Origin of the sequence: Kitasatospora sp. MAP5-34 (assembly GCF_029894335.1) — a bacterium.
Taxonomy (GTDB): Bacteria; Actinomycetota; Actinomycetes; order Streptomycetales; family Streptomycetaceae; genus Kitasatospora.
Genome location: NZ_JARXZC010000018.1, coordinates 25432 through 44917 on the forward strand (window position 1 = coordinate 25432; position 19486 = coordinate 44917).

General features: G+C 72.9%; 15 protein-coding genes. 7 read left to right on the forward strand and 8 right to left on the reverse strand.

The genetic code is table 11. The annotated features are described in order from the left end of the window. The first annotated feature begins 353 nt into the window (after positions 1 to 353). Both P3T29_RS16725 and P3T29_RS16730 read left to right on the forward strand, forming a co-directional pair. The gene (locus tag P3T29_RS16725) at positions 354 to 3851 is read left to right on the forward strand and encodes a S8 family serine peptidase (protein WP_280717264.1); all 3498 of its coding nucleotides are present in this window, start codon (positions 354 to 356) and stop codon (positions 3849 to 3851) included. 226 nt (positions 3852 to 4077) lie between these two features. Continuing rightward, a complete protein-coding gene (locus P3T29_RS16730; protein WP_280717265.1) occupies positions 4078 to 6933 on the forward strand; it encodes a BTAD domain-containing putative transcriptional regulator in 2856 nt (951 codons plus the stop codon). A gap of 229 nt (positions 6934 to 7162) precedes the next feature. Here P3T29_RS16730 and P3T29_RS16735 read toward each other — a convergent pair whose 3' ends face one another. From P3T29_RS16735 to P3T29_RS16745, 3 genes are all read right to left on the reverse strand, one after another. Further along, positions 7163 to 8137 carry a polysaccharide deacetylase family protein gene (locus P3T29_RS16735; protein ID WP_280717266.1) on the reverse strand — a complete coding sequence of 325 codons (975 nt, stop codon included), beginning with the start codon at positions 8135 to 8137 and terminating at the stop codon, positions 7163 to 7165. A 147-nt stretch (positions 8138 to 8284) separates the two neighbouring features. Then, positions 8285 to 8767, reverse strand: a complete 483-nt coding sequence (locus P3T29_RS16740; RefSeq protein ID WP_280717267.1) for a GNAT family N-acetyltransferase — start codon at positions 8765 to 8767, stop codon at positions 8285 to 8287. A gap of 46 nt (positions 8768 to 8813) precedes the next feature. After that, positions 8814 to 9260, reverse strand: coding sequence for an ankyrin repeat domain-containing protein (locus P3T29_RS16745; protein ID WP_280717268.1), 447 nt, complete (start codon positions 9258 to 9260; stop codon positions 8814 to 8816). 227 nt (positions 9261 to 9487) lie between these two features. On the opposite strand from P3T29_RS16745, the gene P3T29_RS16750 reads away from it, so the two are divergent. The 3 genes from P3T29_RS16750 (at position 9488) to P3T29_RS16760 (ending at position 11976) form a co-directional block, all read left to right on the forward strand. Further along, positions 9488 to 9682: a hypothetical protein gene (locus tag P3T29_RS16750; RefSeq protein WP_280717270.1), complete on the forward strand. Its 195-nt coding sequence runs from the start codon at positions 9488 to 9490 to the stop codon at positions 9680 to 9682. 115 nt (positions 9683 to 9797) lie between these two features. Then, entirely contained in the window at positions 9798 to 11348 is a 1551-nt protein-coding gene (locus tag P3T29_RS16755) for an FtsK/SpoIIIE domain-containing protein (protein ID WP_280717271.1), read from the forward strand. A gap of 253 nt (positions 11349 to 11601) precedes the next feature. Continuing rightward, a complete protein-coding gene (locus P3T29_RS16760) occupies positions 11602 to 11976 on the forward strand; it encodes an RNA polymerase-binding protein RbpA (RefSeq protein ID WP_030396357.1) in 375 nt (124 codons plus the stop codon). A gap of 84 nt (positions 11977 to 12060) precedes the next feature. Here the strand turns inward: P3T29_RS16760 and fxsA are convergent, their stop codons facing one another. The 4 genes from fxsA to P3T29_RS16780 form a co-directional block, all read right to left on the reverse strand. Further along, a complete protein-coding gene (fxsA, locus tag P3T29_RS16765; protein WP_280717272.1) occupies positions 12061 to 12597 on the reverse strand; it encodes an FxsA family membrane protein in 537 nt (178 codons plus the stop codon). A 58-nt stretch (positions 12598 to 12655) separates the two neighbouring features. Further along, the gene (gene lnt / locus P3T29_RS16770) at positions 12656 to 14317 is read right to left on the reverse strand and encodes an apolipoprotein N-acyltransferase (RefSeq protein WP_280717273.1); all 1662 of its coding nucleotides are present in this window, start codon (positions 14315 to 14317) and stop codon (positions 12656 to 12658) included. A gap of 116 nt (positions 14318 to 14433) precedes the next feature. Next, the gene (locus tag P3T29_RS16775) at positions 14434 to 16041 is read right to left on the reverse strand and encodes an amidohydrolase (protein WP_280717274.1); all 1608 of its coding nucleotides are present in this window, start codon (positions 16039 to 16041) and stop codon (positions 14434 to 14436) included. Between the two features lie 83 nt (positions 16042 to 16124). Continuing rightward, positions 16125 to 16565 (reverse strand): Lrp/AsnC family transcriptional regulator, encoded by a 441-nt coding sequence (locus P3T29_RS16780; protein WP_280717275.1) that lies wholly within the window; start codon positions 16563 to 16565, stop codon positions 16125 to 16127. A 235-nt stretch (positions 16566 to 16800) separates the two neighbouring features. Here P3T29_RS16780 and P3T29_RS16785 point away from each other — a divergent pair, with 235 nt between their 5' ends. Further along, a complete protein-coding gene (locus tag P3T29_RS16785; RefSeq protein ID WP_280717276.1) occupies positions 16801 to 17205 on the forward strand; it encodes a hypothetical protein in 405 nt (134 codons plus the stop codon). Between the two features lie 85 nt (positions 17206 to 17290). On the opposite strand, the gene P3T29_RS16790 is transcribed toward P3T29_RS16785, so the two are convergent. Continuing rightward, entirely contained in the window at positions 17291 to 18454 is a 1164-nt protein-coding gene (locus P3T29_RS16790; protein WP_280717277.1) for an acyl-CoA dehydrogenase family protein, read from the reverse strand. Between the two features lie 228 nt (positions 18455 to 18682). Between P3T29_RS16790 and P3T29_RS16795 the strand changes: the two genes are divergently transcribed. After that, positions 18683 to 19330, forward strand: a complete 648-nt coding sequence (locus P3T29_RS16795) for a hypothetical protein (RefSeq protein ID WP_280717278.1) — start codon at positions 18683 to 18685, stop codon at positions 19328 to 19330. Positions 19331 to 19486 lie beyond the last annotated feature (156 nt).

Here is a 19486-nt window from a genome sequence, read left to right on the forward strand (position 1 = left end):
GGGGGCTGACGCTCCCACCCGACGTGTCAAACCATATTTTTATCGACAACATGACATATCGTCAGTCACTGATCCCGCGTGGTTCATAACGCTGCGGAATGTTTCGAACTGATCAAGTTCTGCCCCGCTCCTCGGGCAGGCAACCCCCCGTGAACTGCGGAAACACCGAATCGAACATTGACGATATGGGTCAGCCATAATTCTGCGTACGCCAACCCCTTGTCCCGGCAGCACCACATGCGCTGGAATGCGTGAGCTTGTCGGGACCGGCGTTCCGGGATCATGCACGCGTCCGACCCCGGAGCGCGCGCCCTGGCCTGCCCCCTGACGTCTTATCAGGCGAAGGGATGTTCATGATCGGCTGGCGCAAAGCGCAGCTAACAGCAGCGGTCACCATCACCGCCGCCTCGCTGGTCCTCAGTTTCGGGACCACCGCGAGCGGCAGCACGGCCATTCCCGCTCCGAACGCGCTCGCGCTCTCGGACAGCGGAGCGCCGACAGCGGTGATCGTGATCCTCAAGGACCAGATACCGAGCGCCCCGGCCGACTCCGGTCACCTCGGCGCCCGGAAGCAGCGGACGGCGTCCGCGCAGGCCCCGCTGCTGGCGAAGGTCAAGGCCAACGGCGGCCGTAACATCAAGAGTTTCGTGGTCGGCAACGCCTTCTCCGCCACGGTCAGCCCCGCGCTGCGTGCGGCCCTGGAGGCCGACCCCTCGGTCGCCTCCGTGGTCACCGACCAGTCGGTACGGGTCGCGCCGCCGAGCACCGGTTCCGCCGGCGCCGGGACGCCCACCGCACCGGCCCCGGCGTCGAAGGCGCCGAAGGCGCCGAAGGCCGCGGCCTCGGCCGCCACCACCGGCAGCACCGAGCAGCCGAACGCGGTCTGCCCGAGTGACCCCTCGAAGCCCCTGCTGGAGCCCGAGGCGCTGTACTCCACCCACACCGAGGGGACTCCCGGCGCGCCGGGCGCCCACGAGCTGGCCGACGGCAAGGGGGTGAAGGTCGCCTACATCGCGGACGGCCTGGACCCGCTCAACCCGGACTTCATCCGGCCCGACGGCTCGCACGCGGTGGTCGACTACCAGGACTTCTCCGGTGACGGTACGGCCGCGCCGACCGGTGCGGCGGAGGCGTTCGGTGACGCCTCGGCGATGATCGCGCAGGGCCGCGAGTCCTACGACCTGTCGGACTTCGTCAACCCCTCGCACCCGCTGCCCAAGGGCTGCACCATCCGGATCAAGGGCATCGCGCCCGGCGCCTCGCTGGTGGCCCTGAAGGCCGGTGGCCAGACCCTGCCGAACTCCGCGATCCTGCAGTCGATCGACTACGCCGTCTCGGTGGCGCACGTCGACGTGCTGAACGAGTCGTTCGGCAGCAACATCGCGCCCGACAGCGGTGCGCACGACACCATCACGCTCTTCAACGACCAGGCGGTCGCCGCCGGTGTGACCGTCGCGGTGTCCAGCGGTGACGCGGGCATCAACGGCACCATCGGCGCCCCGGCGACCGACCCGAACGTGATCGCCGCCGGCGCGTCCACGGACAGCCAGAACTACGCGCAGACCGGGTACGCGGCCTTCCAGTTCTCGAACGGGACCTGGGCGAACAACATGATCTCCGCGCTCTCCTCTGGCGGGATCACCCAGGCCGGCCGGACGGTCGACCTGGTCGCCCCCGGTGAGTCGGACTGGGCGCTCTGCACGCCCGACCTGACCAAGTACACCGAGTGCACCAACTTCGCCGGTGGCGCCAGCCCGATCCAGCCCTTCGGCGGGACGAGCCAGGCCGCGCCGATGACGGCGGGCGCAGCCGCGGTCGTCATCGAGGCGTACCGCAACACGCACGGCGGCGCCTCCCCTGCCCCCGCGCTGGTCAAGAAGCTGCTCACCGGCACCGCCCAGGACCTCGGCCTGCCGGCCGAGGAGCAGGGCGCCGGTCTGCTGAACGTGCGTGCAGCCGTCGAGGCCGCCGAGGGCTACCAGAACGGCTCCGGCGCGCAGCACAGCTCGACCGTCGCGGTGACCAGCGGTCAGGTCGACATCACCGGCCACGCGGGCTCGAACCACACCGCCGACATCACGGTGGTCAACACGAGCAGCAAGCCGCAGACGGTGAGCGGTGCCACCCGCACCTTCGCCCCGCTGGCGGACTCGCAGCAGACCGTCGCGCTGGACTCGTCCTCGAACCAGACCTTCAAGTACGCCACCAACGGCGCCACGTGGGTCCAGCACCAGGTCAAGTTCACCGTCCCGGCCGGCGCGGACCGGCTGGCGGCGTCGATCGCCTGGCAGGGCAAGTCCCAGCAGTCGGGCGCCAACACCGTCACCCCGGTCGTCCGGATGACCCTGCTGGACCCGTCCGGCCGGTTCGAGACCAACACCCGTCCGCAGGGCGGCCCGGTCTCGCCGAACTTCGGCATCGTGGACGTGCCGCACCCGGTCGCGGGTGACTGGACGGCGGTGCTCTACACCCCGGCCGGCACCAACGGCTTCACCGGTCCGGTCGTCCTGGACACCGCCACCCAGCGCGCCGTCCCGGCGGGCAACGTCAGCCCGCAGGTGGCCGACCTGGCTCCCGGCGAGTCCAAGACCCTGCACGTGCAGCTCACCACCCCGGTGAACAGCGGCGACGCCACCGAGTCGGTCACCGTGTCCGGCTCGAACGGCCACACCACCAGCGTTCCGGTGATCCTGCGCAGCCTGGTCGACATCGCGCACAACACCGGCACCTTCAACGGGACGATCACCGGCGGCAACGCCCGGGCCTCCTCCCCCGCGCAGAGCTTCACCTACGCGTTCGACGTGCCGAAGGGCAAGCACGACGTCCGGGTCGGCCTGACGGTCGGCAAGGACGCCAACCTGCTGATGCAGGGTGTGCTGATCAGCCCGAACGGAACGCCGATCGACGTGGAGAGCAACGCGCTCTTCAACGCCCAGGGCGCCCAGACGGGCACCGGCGCGGGCCTTTCGGTCACCGCCGTGAACCCGGCGGCCGGCCGCTGGCGCTTCGCCCTGGTGGTGCTCAACCCGGTCAGCGGCGCTGAGCTCAGCCAGCCGTTCGCCGGCCGGATCGGTCTCGACCAGAACGTCGCGACCGTTCCCGGTCTGCCGAACAACGTCCACACCAAGCTGGCCGCAGGCCGCCCGACCGCGCTGACGGTGAGCTACACCAACAACACCGCCGCCGCGCAGCTGATCCAGGCCGACGGCCGCCTGACCTCCCGCGTCGACCTGCCGCTGGTGCCGCAGGGCGCCTCCGGCACGGTCAGCCTGCCGCTGGGCGCAAGCTCCGCGATCCCCGGCTTCCTGGTGCCCCCGGGCACCGACAAGCTGACCGCCGTGGCGGCCTCGTCCGTCCCGGCCCAGCTGGAGATCTCCGGCACGACGGGTTCGCCCGACCTGTTCGGCGACCTCAAGAAGGCACAGAACGGTTCGACGATCTCGGTCGCGAAGGACGCCGGCAGCGCCGAGGAGCCGATCGTCGCGGGCTACTGGTCCAGCTACGTCCAGCAGATCGGCCCGTTCGGGACGGCCGGCGCGCCGGCCGGCACCTCGACGGTCACCGCCGTCGCGCACACCCAGGCGTTCGACCCGGCGCTCACCTCCAGCACCGGTGACCCGTTCGCCCTCTCGGTGAACGCCCTGGCCTCGGCGGTCAACCCCGTCGTCGTCCAGCCGGGCGCCAAGGGCACCCTGAAGGTCACCATCACGCCCACGGGCGCGAAGGGCAGCGTCGTCAGCGGCGTCCTGTACCTGGTGACCGCGCCGACCGGGATCGCCACGGCGAACAACCAGCTCGGGACCACCGGTTCCGTCCTGGCCGCGATCCCGTACACCTACACGGTGAACTGATACCCGGTGAACTGACGTTCCAGAAGCACCATCGGTAACAGACCGAGGCCGTCCCGATTCGTCGGGGCGGCCTCGGCCCGTTCCCGGACCTGAACCGGCTCCGAGCCGGACGCCGTGGACCCGTCGGCGGTCCTGCCCCACCCAACGGCTACACTCGCGACCGCCGCCGGACAAGCGGTGGCCACAGCCACGGGGACGGGTCCTGACCAGGCGATTGATGACTCAGATGAACTATGCGATTCTCGGGCCGCTCGAAGTCCACTCCCACGGCCGGCCCGTCGAGGTGGCCCGTCCGAGGCGGCGGGCCGTGCTCGCCTTCCTGCTGCTGCACGCCAACCGCCGGGTGAGCATCGACCAACTGGTGGACGCCCTCTGGGCCGAGGGCCCGCCCCGGACCGCCCGGGCCCAGGTGCACACCGCCGTCTCAGCGCTGCGCGGCGGGCTGCCCGAGGAGCTCGCCGGGCAGCTGTCCTCGGAGGCCGCCGGCTACCGGCTGCACGTCGCAGAGGGGGCCCTCGACTCGGCGGAGTTCCGGCTGCGGCTGGCCCGGGCGCGCGGGCTCGCCGAGCGGCACCAGCACGTCGAGGCCGTCAGGACGCTGCGGGACGGCCTGAGCCTGTGGCGCGGTGCGGCGCTGACCGGCGTGGACGCGCCCTTCGCCGGACCGGCCGGGGTGCGGCTGGAGGAAGAGCGGTTCGCCGCCCACGAGTTGCTCGCCGACCTGGAGATGCGGGCCGGCCGGCACCAGGAGCTGGTCCCGGAGCTGACGGCCCTGTCGGACCAGTACCCCGCCCGCGAGTCGATCGCGGAGCGCCTCGCGCTGGCCCTCTACCGCAGCGGGCGGCAGGCCGACGCACTGGCCGTGGTGAGCACGCTGCGCAAGCTGCTGGCGGAGGAGTACGGCCTCGATCTGGGCCGCCGCCTGGTCGAGTTGGAGGCGGCGGTGCTACGGGGTGACACCGCCCTGCAGCATTCGGCAGCACCCTCCGAACCCGCTCCCGCCCCGGCCCCCAGGAGCTCCTCCGACGTCCCGCGCCCAGCTCAACTCCCCCGCCCACCGGCCGGGTTCGTCGGGCGGTCCGCCGAACTGGCCTCGCTCTCCCTACTGTTGGACCCGACTGCCGGCGAGGCCCGGATCGCCGTGGTCAACGGCCCTGCGGGGGTGGGCAAGACCGCGCTCGCGCTCTCCTGGGCCCACAGCCGCCTCGCCGAATTCCCCGACGGCCAGCTCTTCGTCGACCTGCACGGCTACGACCGCGCGGACCCGGAGGTGCCGGGACGCGTACTCGAGCGCTTCCTGATGGCGCTCGGGGTGCCGGGCTACCAGGTACCGGCCGACCTGTCGCAGCGGGAGGACCTGTACCGCTCCAGCATGGCCGACCGCCGGGTGCTGCTGGTGCTCGACAACGCCCACGACTACCAGCAGATCCGGTCGCTGCTGCCCGGCTCCGCGAGCTGCCTGACCCTGGTCACCAGCCGGGGCAAGCTGGGCGGGCTGGTGGCCGACACCGGGGCGGCCTCCGTCCCGCTGGGGATGCTGCCCATCGAGGAGGCGGTCGAGGTGCTCGGCCGGATCGCCGGGGCCGACCGGGTCGCGGCCACGCCGGACGCCGCCCGGGATCTGGCCCGGCTGTGCGGCGGGCTGCCGCTGGCCCTGCGGATCTCGGCCGTCCGCCTGGTCGAGGACCCGGCGACCCCGCTCTCCGGGCTGGCCGCCGAACTCACCCCGGAGGAGGACCGGCTCGCGGGCCTCGGGCTGCCCGGCGACGACCACACGGTGTCCCGGGCGCTCGACCACACCTGCATGCGGCTGACCGCCGATCAGGCCCGGCTGTTCCAGCTGCTCGGCCTGCACCCAGGGGCGAGCATCGGTTCGGCGGCGGCCGAGGCGCTCTCGGGTACCGGCGAGCTGCTGCGCGGCTCCGCCTCGCCCCGGGTCCGGCAGACGCTCCGCGAGCTGGACGCCGTCCACCTGCTCGACCAGGCCGGGCCGGACCGGTACTCGATGCACGACCTGGTACGCCTCTACAGCCGGGAGTCCGGGCTGCTGTCCGCCACCGAGCGGGACGCGGCGCTCACCCGGATGTTCGAGTGGTACATCAGCGTCGGAACCGCCGCGCAGGACCTCGTCCAGCCGGGCAGCCCGCAGCTGCCGGGCGACCTGCGGCACGTCTGGCGCGGCCCCGCGCCGTTCGAGGACCATGACGGGGCACTGGACTGGTTCGACCAGGAGCTGGCGAACCTGACCTCGCTGATCCAGCTCGCCTCCGCACGCGACGACCACCGGGTGGTCTGGCAGCTGTCGGCCTCGCTCGCCCGGTACCTGACCCGGCGGCACCGCCTCGACACGATGCTGGAGACCCAGCGGCTCGGCGAGCGGGCGGCGCGGGCGGTCGGGAACGAGCTGGCGGCCGCCACACTCGCCGGAAACCAGGCCATCGCCTACTCGATGCGGCACGACCCGCAGGCCCGGGAGCCGTTCGAGCGCGCGATCACGACCTTCGTCCGGCTCGGCGAACTCCGCCGGGCCGCCCTGGCGCGGCTGAACCTCGGCAACCTCGAGTACATGCTCGGGCGGCTGGCCGAGGCGTGCACCATCCAGACCGAGGGGGTGGCTGCGGCGCGCGAGGCCGGCGACGACTACATGCTGCTGCGGGCGCTGGGCGCCCTGGGCCTGATCCGGTCCGACCTGGGCGACCACGAGGAGGCCCGGGGGCTGCTCACCGAGGCGCTGGCGGTCGCCGAGGCGAGCGGCAACGAGCACATGGTGGACACCACTCGAGGCCAACTCGCCCTCGTACTGGTCAGGTTGGGCGAGTTCGAGGAGGCGTTGACGCTCGGCAGGAAGTCCCTGGCGGCGGCCCGCCGGGACGGCAATCCGATGCGGGTCGGCCACAACCTGGACGAGATCGGGCTCGCGCTCGCCGGGCTGGGCAGGCACGCCGAGGCCCGCGAGTCCTGGCGCGAGGCGGCCCAGGTGCTCGCCTCCATCGGCAGCCCGCAGGCCGAGGAGGTGGCGGCGCGGCTGGCCGAGCCCGAGCCGGCGTCGGAGCCGGGGAGCAGCAGGCCGGATAGCGGGTGAAGAGGGGCCGAGTAGTGGCCCCGTCCAGGATGGTGATCACAGGCCGACCAGGCCCGTCCCTCCGGTGGCACCCGAGGGACGCCCCGGACGCCGCCGCTCTCGGCGGCCGGGGCGTGAACCCCCCACCCCGGACGCCGGACCGGGGCGGGGAGCAGGTGGAGCGGCGGGGCCTCACGGGGGTGGGCCTCGCCGCTCCGGCTCCGCTCAGGAGCCACCCCTGCTACCCCTGCTACCCGGCGGGGAAGTCGAAGGTGTAGCCCTGGGCCGTCAGCGCTGGGATGAGCTGCTTCAGCGCCGCGACGGTCTGGCTGCGGTCGCCGCCCCCGTCGTGCATCAGGATGACTCCGCCCGGCTTCAGCTCCTGCTGCACGGCGGCCAGGATCGCGGGCGTGCCCGGCCGGGACCAGTCGCGGGTGTCCACCGACCAACCCAGCGACTTCATGCCGGCCTGGGCGGCTATCTGCTTGTTCTCCGCCGTGAAGTCACCGCCCGGCGCGCGGAACCAGCCGATCCTGGTGCCGTCCCCGGCCGCGTTGGTGATCATGGCGCCGGCCGCGTCGATCTCGGACACCTGCTTGTCGTGCGGCAGGGTGTGCATCGGCTGCGGGTGGTCCACCGTGTGGTCACAGAGCCGGTGGCCCGCCGCGACTATCCGCTTCACCATCGCGGGGTCGGCGGCGGCCTGCCGCCCGATCTCACAGAAGGTGGCCTGCACGTGGTACTGCGCCAGCACGTCCAGGATCTGCCCGGTGAACGGCCCCGGACCGTCGTCGAACGTCAGCGCGACGGACCGCCCGCCCGACGCGGTGTGCCCGATGACGGGTATCACGGGCCCACCCGGCACGGTGGCCGTCGGTGAACCGGGCGTCGGCGTACCGGACGTCGGGGTCCGCGTCGACGGGACACCACCGGTGGGCGTCGGCGTGCCGGACGCGGCGGGAGCGGTGGACGGATCGGCCGTGGCAGCCGACGTGTCCGACGCCGAGGGCAGGTCGGACGCCGACACGGACGCAGACGGGCTCGCCGACCCACTCGAGACGGCGTCCGCCACCGGCCCTGCGGCATCCTGCGAGATCCCGTGGGTCGGCCCGCACCCGGCGGTGACCACGGCCACCCCGGCGGCGAGCAGCGCGGCGCAGGCGGCGACCCCGCGACGGGTGCGCTTCGGGTGGCTGGGGGCAGCGTGGGTACGGCGGTCCCGCATGCAGCGTCTCCTGGCGTCGAACGGCGTGAGGCGACGCACGGTCGGACTGCGGCACCCGCTGCGAGGCTACGCAACCGGGCCACGGAAAAGCACGCACACAAACGAAGTGTGACGCGCCCCTCCCCCGCCGCCCCCCGACCCGCACCGTCAGACCGGGAGGCCCTTGCCCAGGCAGACGCTCTGCGGGTGGTCCTGGTAGACGCCGAACTTGGTGATCGGCACGTACCCCTCGGAGGCGTACAGGGCCAGGGCCTCCGGCTGCTCGGTCCCGGTCTCCAGGACCAGCCGGGTCCGGCCGGCCTGCTCGGCGGTGAGCTCCAGGTGGCGCAGGACGGCGCGCGCGAGCCCACGCCCACGGGCCGTCGGCACCACGTACATCCGCTTGAGCTCGGCGTCACCGTCGAGCAGGCCGCCGCCGTCCCCGTCGGCCTCCTTGGCCCGCCAACCACCGCAGGCGACCGGCTCGTCGTCGAGGTACGCGACCACGAAGAGTCCGGTCGGCGGGTCGAAGTGATCGGGGTGCATCACGGTCACATCGACGTCGCCGTAGCGGCGGACGTACTCCTGCTGAACCTCGGCGGACAGCTTCTCGGCATCCGGATGACCGTATCCGGTCGTGCGTATCTCCATGGTCATCAGCGTACGGCGCGCCGCCCGGCGCCCCGGACCGGCCCGGTCAGCGCCCTTCGAAGCGGGCCACCAGGTCGTCCTTGCCGAACATCCGGGCGGTCTCCACGGCGGACGGCGTACCGGCCTGCGGATCGGCGCCACCGGCGAGCAGCGCGGCGATCACCGACTCCTCGCCCTTGAACACGGCCCCCGCGAGCGGGCTCTGCCCCCGGTCGTTGACCCGGTCCGGGTCGGCGCCGCGCTCCACCAGGACCCGCACGGTGTCGGCGTGGCCGTGGTACGCGGCGAGCATCACCAAGGTGTCGCCCCGGTCGTTCGAGAGGTTCGCGGGGGCCCCGGCGTCCAGGTAGGCGGCGAGCAGCGCCGTGTCGCCGGTGCGGGCCGCATCGAAGAGCTTGCCGGCCAGCTCGATCACATCGGCGTCCGGCGTCCGGCTGTCGGGAGCCTGGGCATCAGGAGCGGGGGCGGGGGTCTGCTCGGTGGAATCTGCCATGTCAGTGCCTTCCTCGGTCTGGTGCGTGCCAAACGGCACCGTAGCGGACGACACGACTGCCCGGTGGTAACGCATCCGTTCGAGCGAACTTCTTCGCACTCGGACGACCCCCGGACAGAAACACCCGTTTGACACGTTCCATCATCTATTACTTTTTGTCACGATAAGGGCACTTTTGGTAACACCTTTCCCGTCGTCCCTGTCCCCCCTCTCCGAGGAGCAGACGCATGATCCTCTCCATCTCCGGCATCGTCCTTTTCGGCACCATCGCCTTCCTCTTCTTCCGGCGGGACGGCCTCAAGGTCTCGCATGCGATCGTCTGTGCCCTTCTCGGCTTCTACATCGCGGGTTCGTCGATCGCCCCCAGCATCCAGGCAGGCGGAGCAAGCCTGGCCAGCCTGCTCGGCGGCCTCAAGTTCTGAGCTCTCTCCCCACCTGCGGCACCGGCCCGGGCGCGGATACCAACCGCCCCGGGCCCTCTTCCACCCCTTCGCGTCCCGCCCTGCCAGCTGTCCCACTCGCCCGGGGAGTCCAGGAATGTCCCTCACCCGTCACCTCAGCAGAGGTCGCGACCTCGCCCGCACCGCAGGCGACCACGCCTCCGACATGTTCGCGCCGGTCACCGTCATCGGACGCGGCCTGCGGAGCCACGCCGACTGGGCGAAGGCCCGCTGGGCCGCCACCCCGAAGGAACGGCGCGGGCCCACGATCTTCCTGACCGCCGCCATGCTGCTCGGCATCGCCCTGCTGCCGCACGGACCGCTGTTCGCCCTGGTCGCGCTGATGGCCAGCGCCGCCTGGGTCGGCCGCGCGCCGAAGGCCCCGCCCGCGCCCCAGGTGGACACCGCAGACCTGAAGCTGGCCGCCCTGTACGCCGCGTTGACCCCGTACCTGGGCGGGTTCGACGACGCCGCCCCGCTCTACGGCCTCGACGGCCAGTACAAGACGGCCTTCGACTCCTGGAAGTTCGACGACGAGGGCCGGCTCGCCGCCCTCGAACTGCGCTACCCCCCGTACTTCACCGACACCGAGCCCGCCGCGCGGGCCCGGATCGAGCAGGTCGTCCAGGGCAAGGCCGGCCGGGCCAGGGAGTACCTCTTCGACTGGGACGAGGAGTCCAACCGGCTGCGGGTCAGCGCGCTGGCCCCGCTCGCCATCGACATCGTCGCGCAGCCGTTCGTGACCGCACCCGGTGAGATCGTGCTCGGGTTCACCGACGGGCGCGGCAGCCGGCGGACCATCCCGGTCGACCAGGGCGGCGTCACCTCCCAGCAGCCGCCGGTGGTCTGGCGGACCGGGGCGCGGGCCGCCGAACCGCACCTGCTGGCCCTCGGCGCACCGGGCTACGGCACCTCGACGCTACTCAGGTCGATCGCCCTGCAGGCGCTGCCGCACGGCGATCTGGTGGTGATCGACGGCGCGGGCACCGGCGAGCACGCCTGCCTGGTGAACCGGCCCGGCGTCCACACCGTGGAGACCAGCCTGCACGGCGCGCTGGCCGCGCTGGAGTGGGCGGCCCAGGAGACCGAGCGGCGGCTGGCTGCCCTGAACGCGGCGCGGCACCACGGGGTCGCCGCCCCGGCGGACGTCACCCGCCCGCTCTGGCTGTTGCTCGACCACCCCACCGAGCTGAGCGAGCTGGCCAACGCCGAGGGCCGCCAGGACCCGCAGGAGCTACTGGAGGTCCCGCTGCGGCACGGCCGGGCGGCACGGGTGACGGTGGTGATCGCCGACGACCTGGAGGCCCGCGACCGGATCTCCCCCAGTGTCCGCGCCACCACCCGGGCCCGCGTGGTGCTGGGCCCGGCCACCCCCGAGGTGGCCCAGGAGGCGCTGGGCGTGCCGCTGGACATCGCCCCCGCCGCGCAGACCGCCCCCGGACGCGGCTACGCCAGGCTCGGCGCCGCCACGCCCGTCCGCCTCCAGGTACCCGTCACGGTGGACCCGCTGGACGACGAGACCCAGGCCCGGCACCGGGACGCGGTGATCGCGCTGCTGCCGCACCGGGACACCCGGACCGAGGCGCCCGCACCGACCGTACGGCTCAGCAAGGAAGCCGCAGCGGTGCGGCCCGATCCGGTGTGGTGAGCGGGACCGGCTCGCGCCGATAGGGTGGGTCACCCCCGAGCGGATTTTGATCGCTGTGTGCACAATTTGTGATACGCAGGGTGATAATTTAGCTCAGATGTGACAAATCGGACGATGATGGGTACAAACAGGGGCGGCACGACAGGCGACGCATATCCCGGGACGGGAATCTTCGTCGAAGGCCGAGCGTTGACCGAACGACGATGACAGCGACCACTAGTCCTGTGGGCCATAAGCCCGGGAGGCACGATTCATGAGCGAGCGAGCTCTCCGCGGCACGCGACTCGGGGCCACTAGCTACGAGACCGACCGTGGAATCGATCTGGCTCCCCGCCAGACCGTCGAGTACGCATGTCAGAACGGACACCGATTCGAGGTGCCCTTCTCCGTTGAGGCGGAGATCCCCTCGGCCTGGGAATGCCGTTTCTGCGGCCAGGAGGCAGTACTGCTCGACGGCGATGAGCCGGAGGAGAAGAAGACCAAGCCGACGCGCACCCATTGGGACATGCTGATGGAGCGCCGCACGCGTGAGGAGCTGGAGGAGGTGCTGGCCGAGCGGCTGGCCGTGCTCCGCTCCGGCGGGATGAACCTCGCGGTTCACCCGCGCGACACCCGCAAGAGCGCCTGACCCAGACTTTCGCCCCAGCGGAGGTAGACGGAGGGCCCCTGGCTTCACAGCCAGGGGCCCTCCGTCATGTCGTACTGTCGGCCGCTAACCGGCGACGGGCGGGCGGTACTCCGGGTCCGGGCGCGGACCGGCGTCGGGGTCGACCACCTCGCCCTGAATGATCTTGCCGTCGGGACGGTGGATCCGTACCTGCTCCTGGAGACGGACGGCGTCCGCGAGAGGCCCCGTACGGGTGAGCCGCCGGCCCGCCGAACGCCAGAGCGCCCTGGTGGGCGGGAGGAGCAGGGTGAGCCCGAGCAGGTCGGAGAGGAAGCCCGGCAGTATCAGCAGCACACCGGCCAGCACCGTCAGGCTGGTGCCGGTCTGCGGCTGCTTGGACTGCGGGTTGCGGCTCTGCTCCAAGGCGGCCGACAGGGCCCGGCGCCCGGCGCCCTTGATCAGCCGGCCGCCGAGCAGGACGCCGCCGAGCAGCAGCATCAGTACGACGAACCAGCCGAGCGCGGAGGCGACCACCGTCAGCAGCCAGATCTCCAGCACCAGCCAGGCGGTGATCAGCAGGGGCAGCACCCGACGCAGTCGGCTGCGGGTGGCCGGAGGGGCCTGGGTAGCTTGCTGGCTCACGGTACGAATCCACTCCATCGCGGCGCTCTCGTTGCACCGGTCGGCTGATCCGGACCGGTTACGGCACCACTGAGCTCAACGCCCCGGAGTCGGCCGGTGTTCCGACGGCTGTTCCGGCCGGGGTCCCACCGGCACGCCGGCGCCGGACGCCGCCCAGCAGGGCCGCGCCGCAGGCCAGCAGGCCGGCCAGCGCGAGCGTCCACTCGGGTGCGGCACCCACACGGTCGGCGACGGTCCTACCGTCCCGCAGCGGCACCACGGCGCTCAGCTCGGCGGCGGTGAGTTCCTTGGTGTGCTGGAGCACCGTGCCGTCCGGGGCGATCACCGCGCTGATCCCGCTGGTCGCGGCGATCAGCACGGACCGCCCGTGCTCGACGGCCCGCAGGCGGGACATCGCGAGCTGCTGCTCGGGCTGGCCGGTCAGCGCGTAGGTGGCGTTGTTGGTCTGGACGACGATGACGCGGCCGCCCTGGTTGACGGTGTCGCGGACGATCTCGTCGTAGGCGACCTCGAAGCAGATCACGTCGCCGATCCGGGCCGGACCGAGCTGCATCACGCCGCTGTGGGTGCCCGGGTAGAAGTCGCGGGCGATCCGCTGCAGGCGGGTGATGACGGTGGAGAGTTCGGCCCGGAAGGGCACGTACTCGCCGAACGGCACCGGGTGCTGCTTGGTGTAGGAGGCGCCGGGGCCGGTGTTCGGGTCCCAGACGATGCCCTCGTTCTGCACGTGCTGGTCGTCCGGGCCGTCGATCAGGGCGCCGACCAGGGTCGGCACGCCGACGGCCTGCACGGCCTGGTTGATCCGGGCGTACGCCGCCGGGTCGAGGAAGGGGTTCAGGTCGGAGGAGTTCTCCGGCCAGATCACCGCGTCGGGCCGGGGTACCTTGCCCGCCTTGACGTCGGCGGCGAGGCGCTCGGTGGCGGCCGCGTGGTTGTTGAGGACCATCATCGGGCGGCCCAGGAAGTCCATCCCGGGCTGGGCGACGTTGCCCTGGACCAGCGCGACCTTGAAGGTGCTCGCGGCGGCGGTGGGCACCGGGACGACGTACCCGGCGAGGATCGCCGCGACGGCCCCGGCACCGGCGAACGCGGCCGCGCGGGGCACCCGGCGGGCCCGCAGCGGGCCGCGCACGCGCAGCGCGGCCCAGGCGAGCAGCGCGCCGCAGAGGGCGACGGCGAAGGTGACCAGCGGCGCGCCGCCGAGGGCGGCGAGCGGGGTGAACGGGCTGCCGGTGTTGGCGAAGGCGAGCCGGCCCCAAGGGAAGCCGCCGAACGGCAGCCGGTCGCGGGCCCACTCCTGGGCGACCCAGAGGCAGGCCGCCCAGAGCGGCCAGGCGCGCAGCCGGGAGGTGAGGGCCAGGCCCGCGCCGAGCGCGGCGACGAAGAGCGCCTCCAGGGCGGCCAGGCCTATCATCGCGTCGGTCCCGACCACCCGCAGCCAGTCGAGCAGCAGGACGAAGAACGGGAACCCGAAGGCGAAGCCCGTCCAGGTGCCCTGACGGACCGTCCGGCCCCGGGTGAGCAGGGAGAGCCCGGCGACCCCGAGGACGGAGAGCGGCCAGAGGTCGTACGGGGGGAAGGCGAGGGCGAGCAGCAGGCCGCAAAAGGCCGCGAGGCCCGTCCTGGGGAGTCCGTCCCGGATCCGCGCGAGGCGTCCCGGTCGTGGGGCTGCCGCCTTGGGTTCCGCTGTCGGACGCTCCTGGTCCTCAGGCAGTGCCACCTGCGCACCACCTCTCTGGCTGTGTGCTGCTCGCGCGCTCCCGGCCGCCCGGGACCGGGCACCGTGCGAAGACGGTACCCCGGATCATCGGGCGGACGGAAAGGGGGTGGCGACGGTCACGCGCGGTGGACGGTGCGGCCCCGGACCACGGTGCGCAGACAGGCCGGCAGCGGCAGGCCCGGGGTGAGGTCCGGCAGGCCCGGGGTGCCGGAGCGCGGGTCGGTGGACCAGCCCGCGACCCGGGAGTCGGGGGCCTGGACGACCAGCTCGTCGACGGCCCAGACCGCGTAGCTGGCGACCGCGCCGGGGACGAGTACGCCGTCCTGGTCGCGGCCCAGCACCCGCCAGCCGCCCCGGGTGTGGGCGGCGAAGGCGGCGCGTACGGAGATCCGGTGGTCGAGGTTGTGGTGGAAGGCCGCCGCGCGGACCGTCCCCCACGGGTCGAGCGGGGTGACCGGGGCGTCCGAACCGAAGGCCAGCGGCACACCCGCGCGCAGCAGCGCCGCGAACGGGTTGAGCCCCGCCGCCCGCTCGGCGCCCAGGCGCTGGACGTACATGCCGTCCGGGCCGCCCCAGGCGGCGTCGAAGGCGGGCTGGACGGAGGCGGTCAGGCCCAGTTCGGCGAAGGCGGCGATGGCCTTGTCGTCGAGCGCCTCGGCGTGCTCGACCCGGTGGCGCAGCGCCCGGACCCGGGCCAGGCCGACGCGGTCGGCGGCGGCGCGCACACCGTCCAGGACGGCGGTCAACGCGGCGTCGCCGATGGCGTGGAAGCCGGCCTGCAGCCCGGCCTCGGTGCAGGCGGTCACGTGGTCGGCGACCTGCTCGGCCGTCAGGTAGGCGGTGCCGGTGTGCGCGGCGTCGTCGTAGGGGGCGTGCAGGCAGGCGGTGTGCGAGCCGAGCGCGCCGTCCACGAAGAGGTCGCCACCGGCGCCGACGGCGCCCAGGCGGCGGGCGGTCTCGACGCCGCCGCGTTCGCTCAGCTCGCCCCAGTAGCCGAAGACCTCGGGGCCGTCGGTCTCGGCGGCCAGGGCGAGCAGCGCGGCGAGGTCCTCCTCGGAGGAGATCTCCGGGCCCGCGCACTCGTGCAGCGCGGCGATGCCCAGCTCGGCGGCGCGGGCCAACGTCGCCTGCTGGGCGGCGCGGCGCTGGGCGGGCGTCAGGTGCGCCAGCGCGGCCTGGCGGACGGCGTGGTGGGCGTCCCGGGTGAGCGGCGCGTCCGGGTGGTGGCCCGGGAGGCCGGTCAGGCCCTCGGTCAGGGCGCGCAGCGCGGTGGAGGCGAGGGCGGAGTGCACGTCGGTGCGGGAGAGGTAGAGCGGCGCGCCGGCAGCGGCCCGGTCCAGCTCGTCCAGCGTCGGGGGGCGGCCCTCCGGCCACTTGGTCTCGTCCCAGCCGTGGCCGATCAGCACACCGTCGGCGGTGGCGGCGAAGGCGGTGATCCGGGCCAGGGCCTCGGGCAGCGAGGCGCAGCCGGTGAGGTCGAGGCCGGTGAGCGCGAGGCCCGCCGAGGTGGCGTGCACGTGGGCGTCCACGAAGGCGGGGGTGACCAGGGCACCGGCCAGCTCCACCACCTCGTCGGCGGTGGCCGCGTACGACTCGGCGGCGCCGTCGCTGCCGACCCAGGCGATGTGTTCCCCCTCGACCAGCATCGCGGTGGCGAACGGGTCGGCGGGGCTGTGGACGGTGCCGCCGCGCAGCAGCACGGTCCGGTTGAGGCGGTTGGTCATGGGGCTAAGAGTAGGCAACGCACGGAGTGGACAACGTACGAGGGCACGACGTACGAGGGCGCGGGGACCGGGGGGATCGCGGCTCAGAGCTTCGGGGCGCGGGCCTCGTACGGGGTGGAGAGGACGACGGTGGTGCGGGTGGAGACGCCGGCGGCGCTGCGGATCCGGGCGAGCAGGTCCTCCAGGGCGCCCGGGGCCGAGACCCGGACCTTGAGGATGTAGTTCTCGTCGCCCGCCACGCTGTGGCACGCCTCGATCTCGGGGAGCGCGGCCAGCCGGTCGGGGGTGTCGTCGGGTGAACTCGGGTCGAACGGTTTGACCGAGATGAACGCGGTCAGCGCCAGGTCGACCGCGTCCGGGTCGATGATCGCGGTGTAGCCGCGGATCACCCCGCGCTGCTCCAGGCGCCGCACCCGCTGGTGCACCGCCGAGGTGGACAGGCCGGTGGCCTTGCCCAGGTCCGTGTAGCTCATCCGGCCGTCCTCAAGGAGCAGCTGGACGATGCGTTGATCGAGATCCTCCACAATGCGCAAACCTACTGCCCCGGGAGCCCGGCCGCCGACCACCCTGGACGGCGGGCCGGGGAGGTCGGCGCAGCAGAACGGGCAGGTGAATGCGGCATGTGCCGCTGGAATGTGGCGAAGGACACACCGAATGCATCGACGTACGCCCGGCCGCAGGGTTATGACGCCACGTCAGCGGGAAGTGCTGGTTGTGGCCGCACCCGACGCGGGCCCGGCCCGATCCGAGGGGGATCACATGCCTGCCACTGACCAGCGTTTCCGTGCTGCGGAGAACGACGAACTCCTCGACGCGGAGTACCCCGGAGACTACCCGGGGGTCGACCCCGGCGAGATGGAAACCTGGGAGATCTTCCGGGTGCACTGCCCCGAGTGCGACCGCCCGATCGCCCTGGTCGGCGACGAGGAGCGGCTCCCGCAGCACGCCGTACTGCCGACCGCCTGGCACCCCTTCTCCCCGGCGCTCTGCCCGGGTTCCGGCGCCCCCGCCGACGGCCTCGCCGAGTGCGACTCCCCCGACCACTCCACTGCCCCGGGCCTGGAGGCGCTGCTCACCCCGCCGCCCGCCCTGGACTGGCGCACCCAGCCCTTCTCGCACGCGGGCGGGCCGGGGTCCGTGCCCCGGCAGTGGCTGCGTGGCTGACCTGCGGTGACCCTACGGGCGTGGGGAGCTGCGCGGCCGGGCACCCACGAAGGTGGACGGCTGCGCGCAGCTCCCCGGGACCCGGTTACTTGCCGCTGAGGTGGCGGCCGATGACCAGGCGCTGGATCTGGTTGGTGCCCTCGACGATCTGCAGCACCTTGGCCTCGCGCATGTACCGCTCGGCCGGGTAGTCCTGGGTGTAGCCGTAGCCGCCGAGGACCTGGACCGCGTCGGTGGTGACCCGCATCGCGGCGTCGGTGCAGAACAGCTTCGCCATCGCCGCCTCCTTGGAGAAGGCGATCCCGGCGTCGCGGCGCCGGGCGGCGGCCAGGTAGAGCGCGCGGCCGGCCTCGATCTGGGTCGCCATGTCGGCGAGCATGAAGGACAGCCCCTGGAAGTCGGCGATCGGCCGGCCGAACTGCTGCCGGGTGCCCGCGTAGTCGACCGCGAGGTCCAACGCCGCCTGGGCGACACCGATCGCGCAGGCGGCGATGCCCAGGCGGCCCGAGTCGAGCGCGGACAGGGCGATCTGGAATCCCTGGCCCTCGTCGCCCAGCAGCCGGTCACGGCCGACCCGGACGCCGTCGAAGTTCAGCTGGGCGGTGGGCGAGCTGGTCATGCCCATCTTGTGCTCCGGCGCGGCGGCCGTCAGGCCCTCGCTGTCCGCCGGGACGAGCAGGCAGCTGATGCCGCGCGAGCCCTCCACACCGGTCCGCACCATCGCGCTGTAGAAGTCGGCGAACCCGCCGTGGGTGATCCACGCCTTCGTGCCGTTCACCACGTACTCGTCGCCCTGCAGCTCGGCCTTGGTGCGCAGCGCGGCGGCGTCGGAGCCGGACTGCGGCTCGGAGAGGCAGTAGGCGCCGAGCTGCTCGCCGCTGAGCATGCCGGGCAGCCAGCGGTCCCGCTGCTCGTCGGTCCCGAAGGTCGCCAGCGCGTGGCAGGAGAGCGTGTGCACGCTGACCCCGAGGCCGACCGCGAGCCAGCCGGACGCGAGCTCCTCCAGCACCTGCAGGTAGACCTCGTACGGCTGCTCGCCGCCGCCGTACTGCTCCCCGTACGGGAGCGACAGCAGGCCGGCCTCGCCGATGGTCCGGAAGACCTCGCGGGGGAAGCGTCCGGCCGCCTCGTCCTCGGCGGCGCGCGGGTGCAGTTCACGCTCGACCAGGTCACGGGTGAGGCCGAGCAGCGCTCGGGCCTCGTCGCTGGGCAGCTGGCGGTCGACGGGCTTGGCGGGTGCGGGGCTCATGAGGGTACGGGCCTCCTCGATCGGGCGCCGGTCCCTGGGGTGAGCAGGCACGGCACGGCAGTTTCGCCCGACCGGCACCGGATTGCGGTGAACGGTCGTTCACAGGCGTGGCGATGCGAGTATGCCTGATGGCGGCCGGTCCGTCACTGGCTCGGTCCGATCATCAGCCGATCTACGGCCGGTCGCCAGTCGGTCGCCGGCCGGGTCGCCGACCGTAGAGTGGGGCCCATGGTTGATCCGGCAGTGGCCCCGGTGGCTGGTCCGGCAGCTGGTCCGGACGGCTCCGCCGGGCGGACGTACGACGCGCTCGCGGCGGAGCTGAGCGCGCTGGCGCCGTCCTGCGGGCCGGTGCGGCTGGTCGCGGTGGACGGGCACGCCGGCTCGGGGAAGACCACCTTCGCGGGGCGGCTCGCGGTCGCGCTCGGCGGGGCGCCGGTGGTGCACCTGGACGATCTCGCCACCCACGCCGAGCCGTTCGGCTGGGTCGGGCGGCTGCGCGCGCAGGTGCTGGAGCCGCTGGCGCGCGGCGAGCAGGCCCGGCACCGGGTGTACGACTGGACTTCGCGGCGCTTCGACACCGAACGGGCGGTGCCCGCCGCCCCCGTGGTGCTGGTCGAGGGGGTCGGCGCCGGGCGGCGGGAGCTGCGGCCATGGCTGGCGCGGCTGATCTGGATGGAGCTGGACGCACCCGAGGCGCGGGCCCGTGGCGAACGGCGCGACGGCCCGGAGCTGGCGGAGTTCTGGGCCGGCTGGGCGCGCGCCGAGCGGGCCCACTTCCTGACCGATCCGAGCCGCCCGTCGGCCGATCTACGAGTTGACGGAGTGACAGGAGACGTCATCCTCCGCCGACCTGGCGAAGTAGCGCCGCACCCTTGACCAGGGTTGTCGTGAAGAAATAGGTTCTGCACGTCACGAGATTCGTTGATCTCGTAACCACCAGACACGGCATCTTCGACTCCTTCCCCCGTGAGCCGAAGGTGCCGTTCTGCGTTCCCGGCAACGGCACCGCGCTCGGCCGGAACGCCAACAACC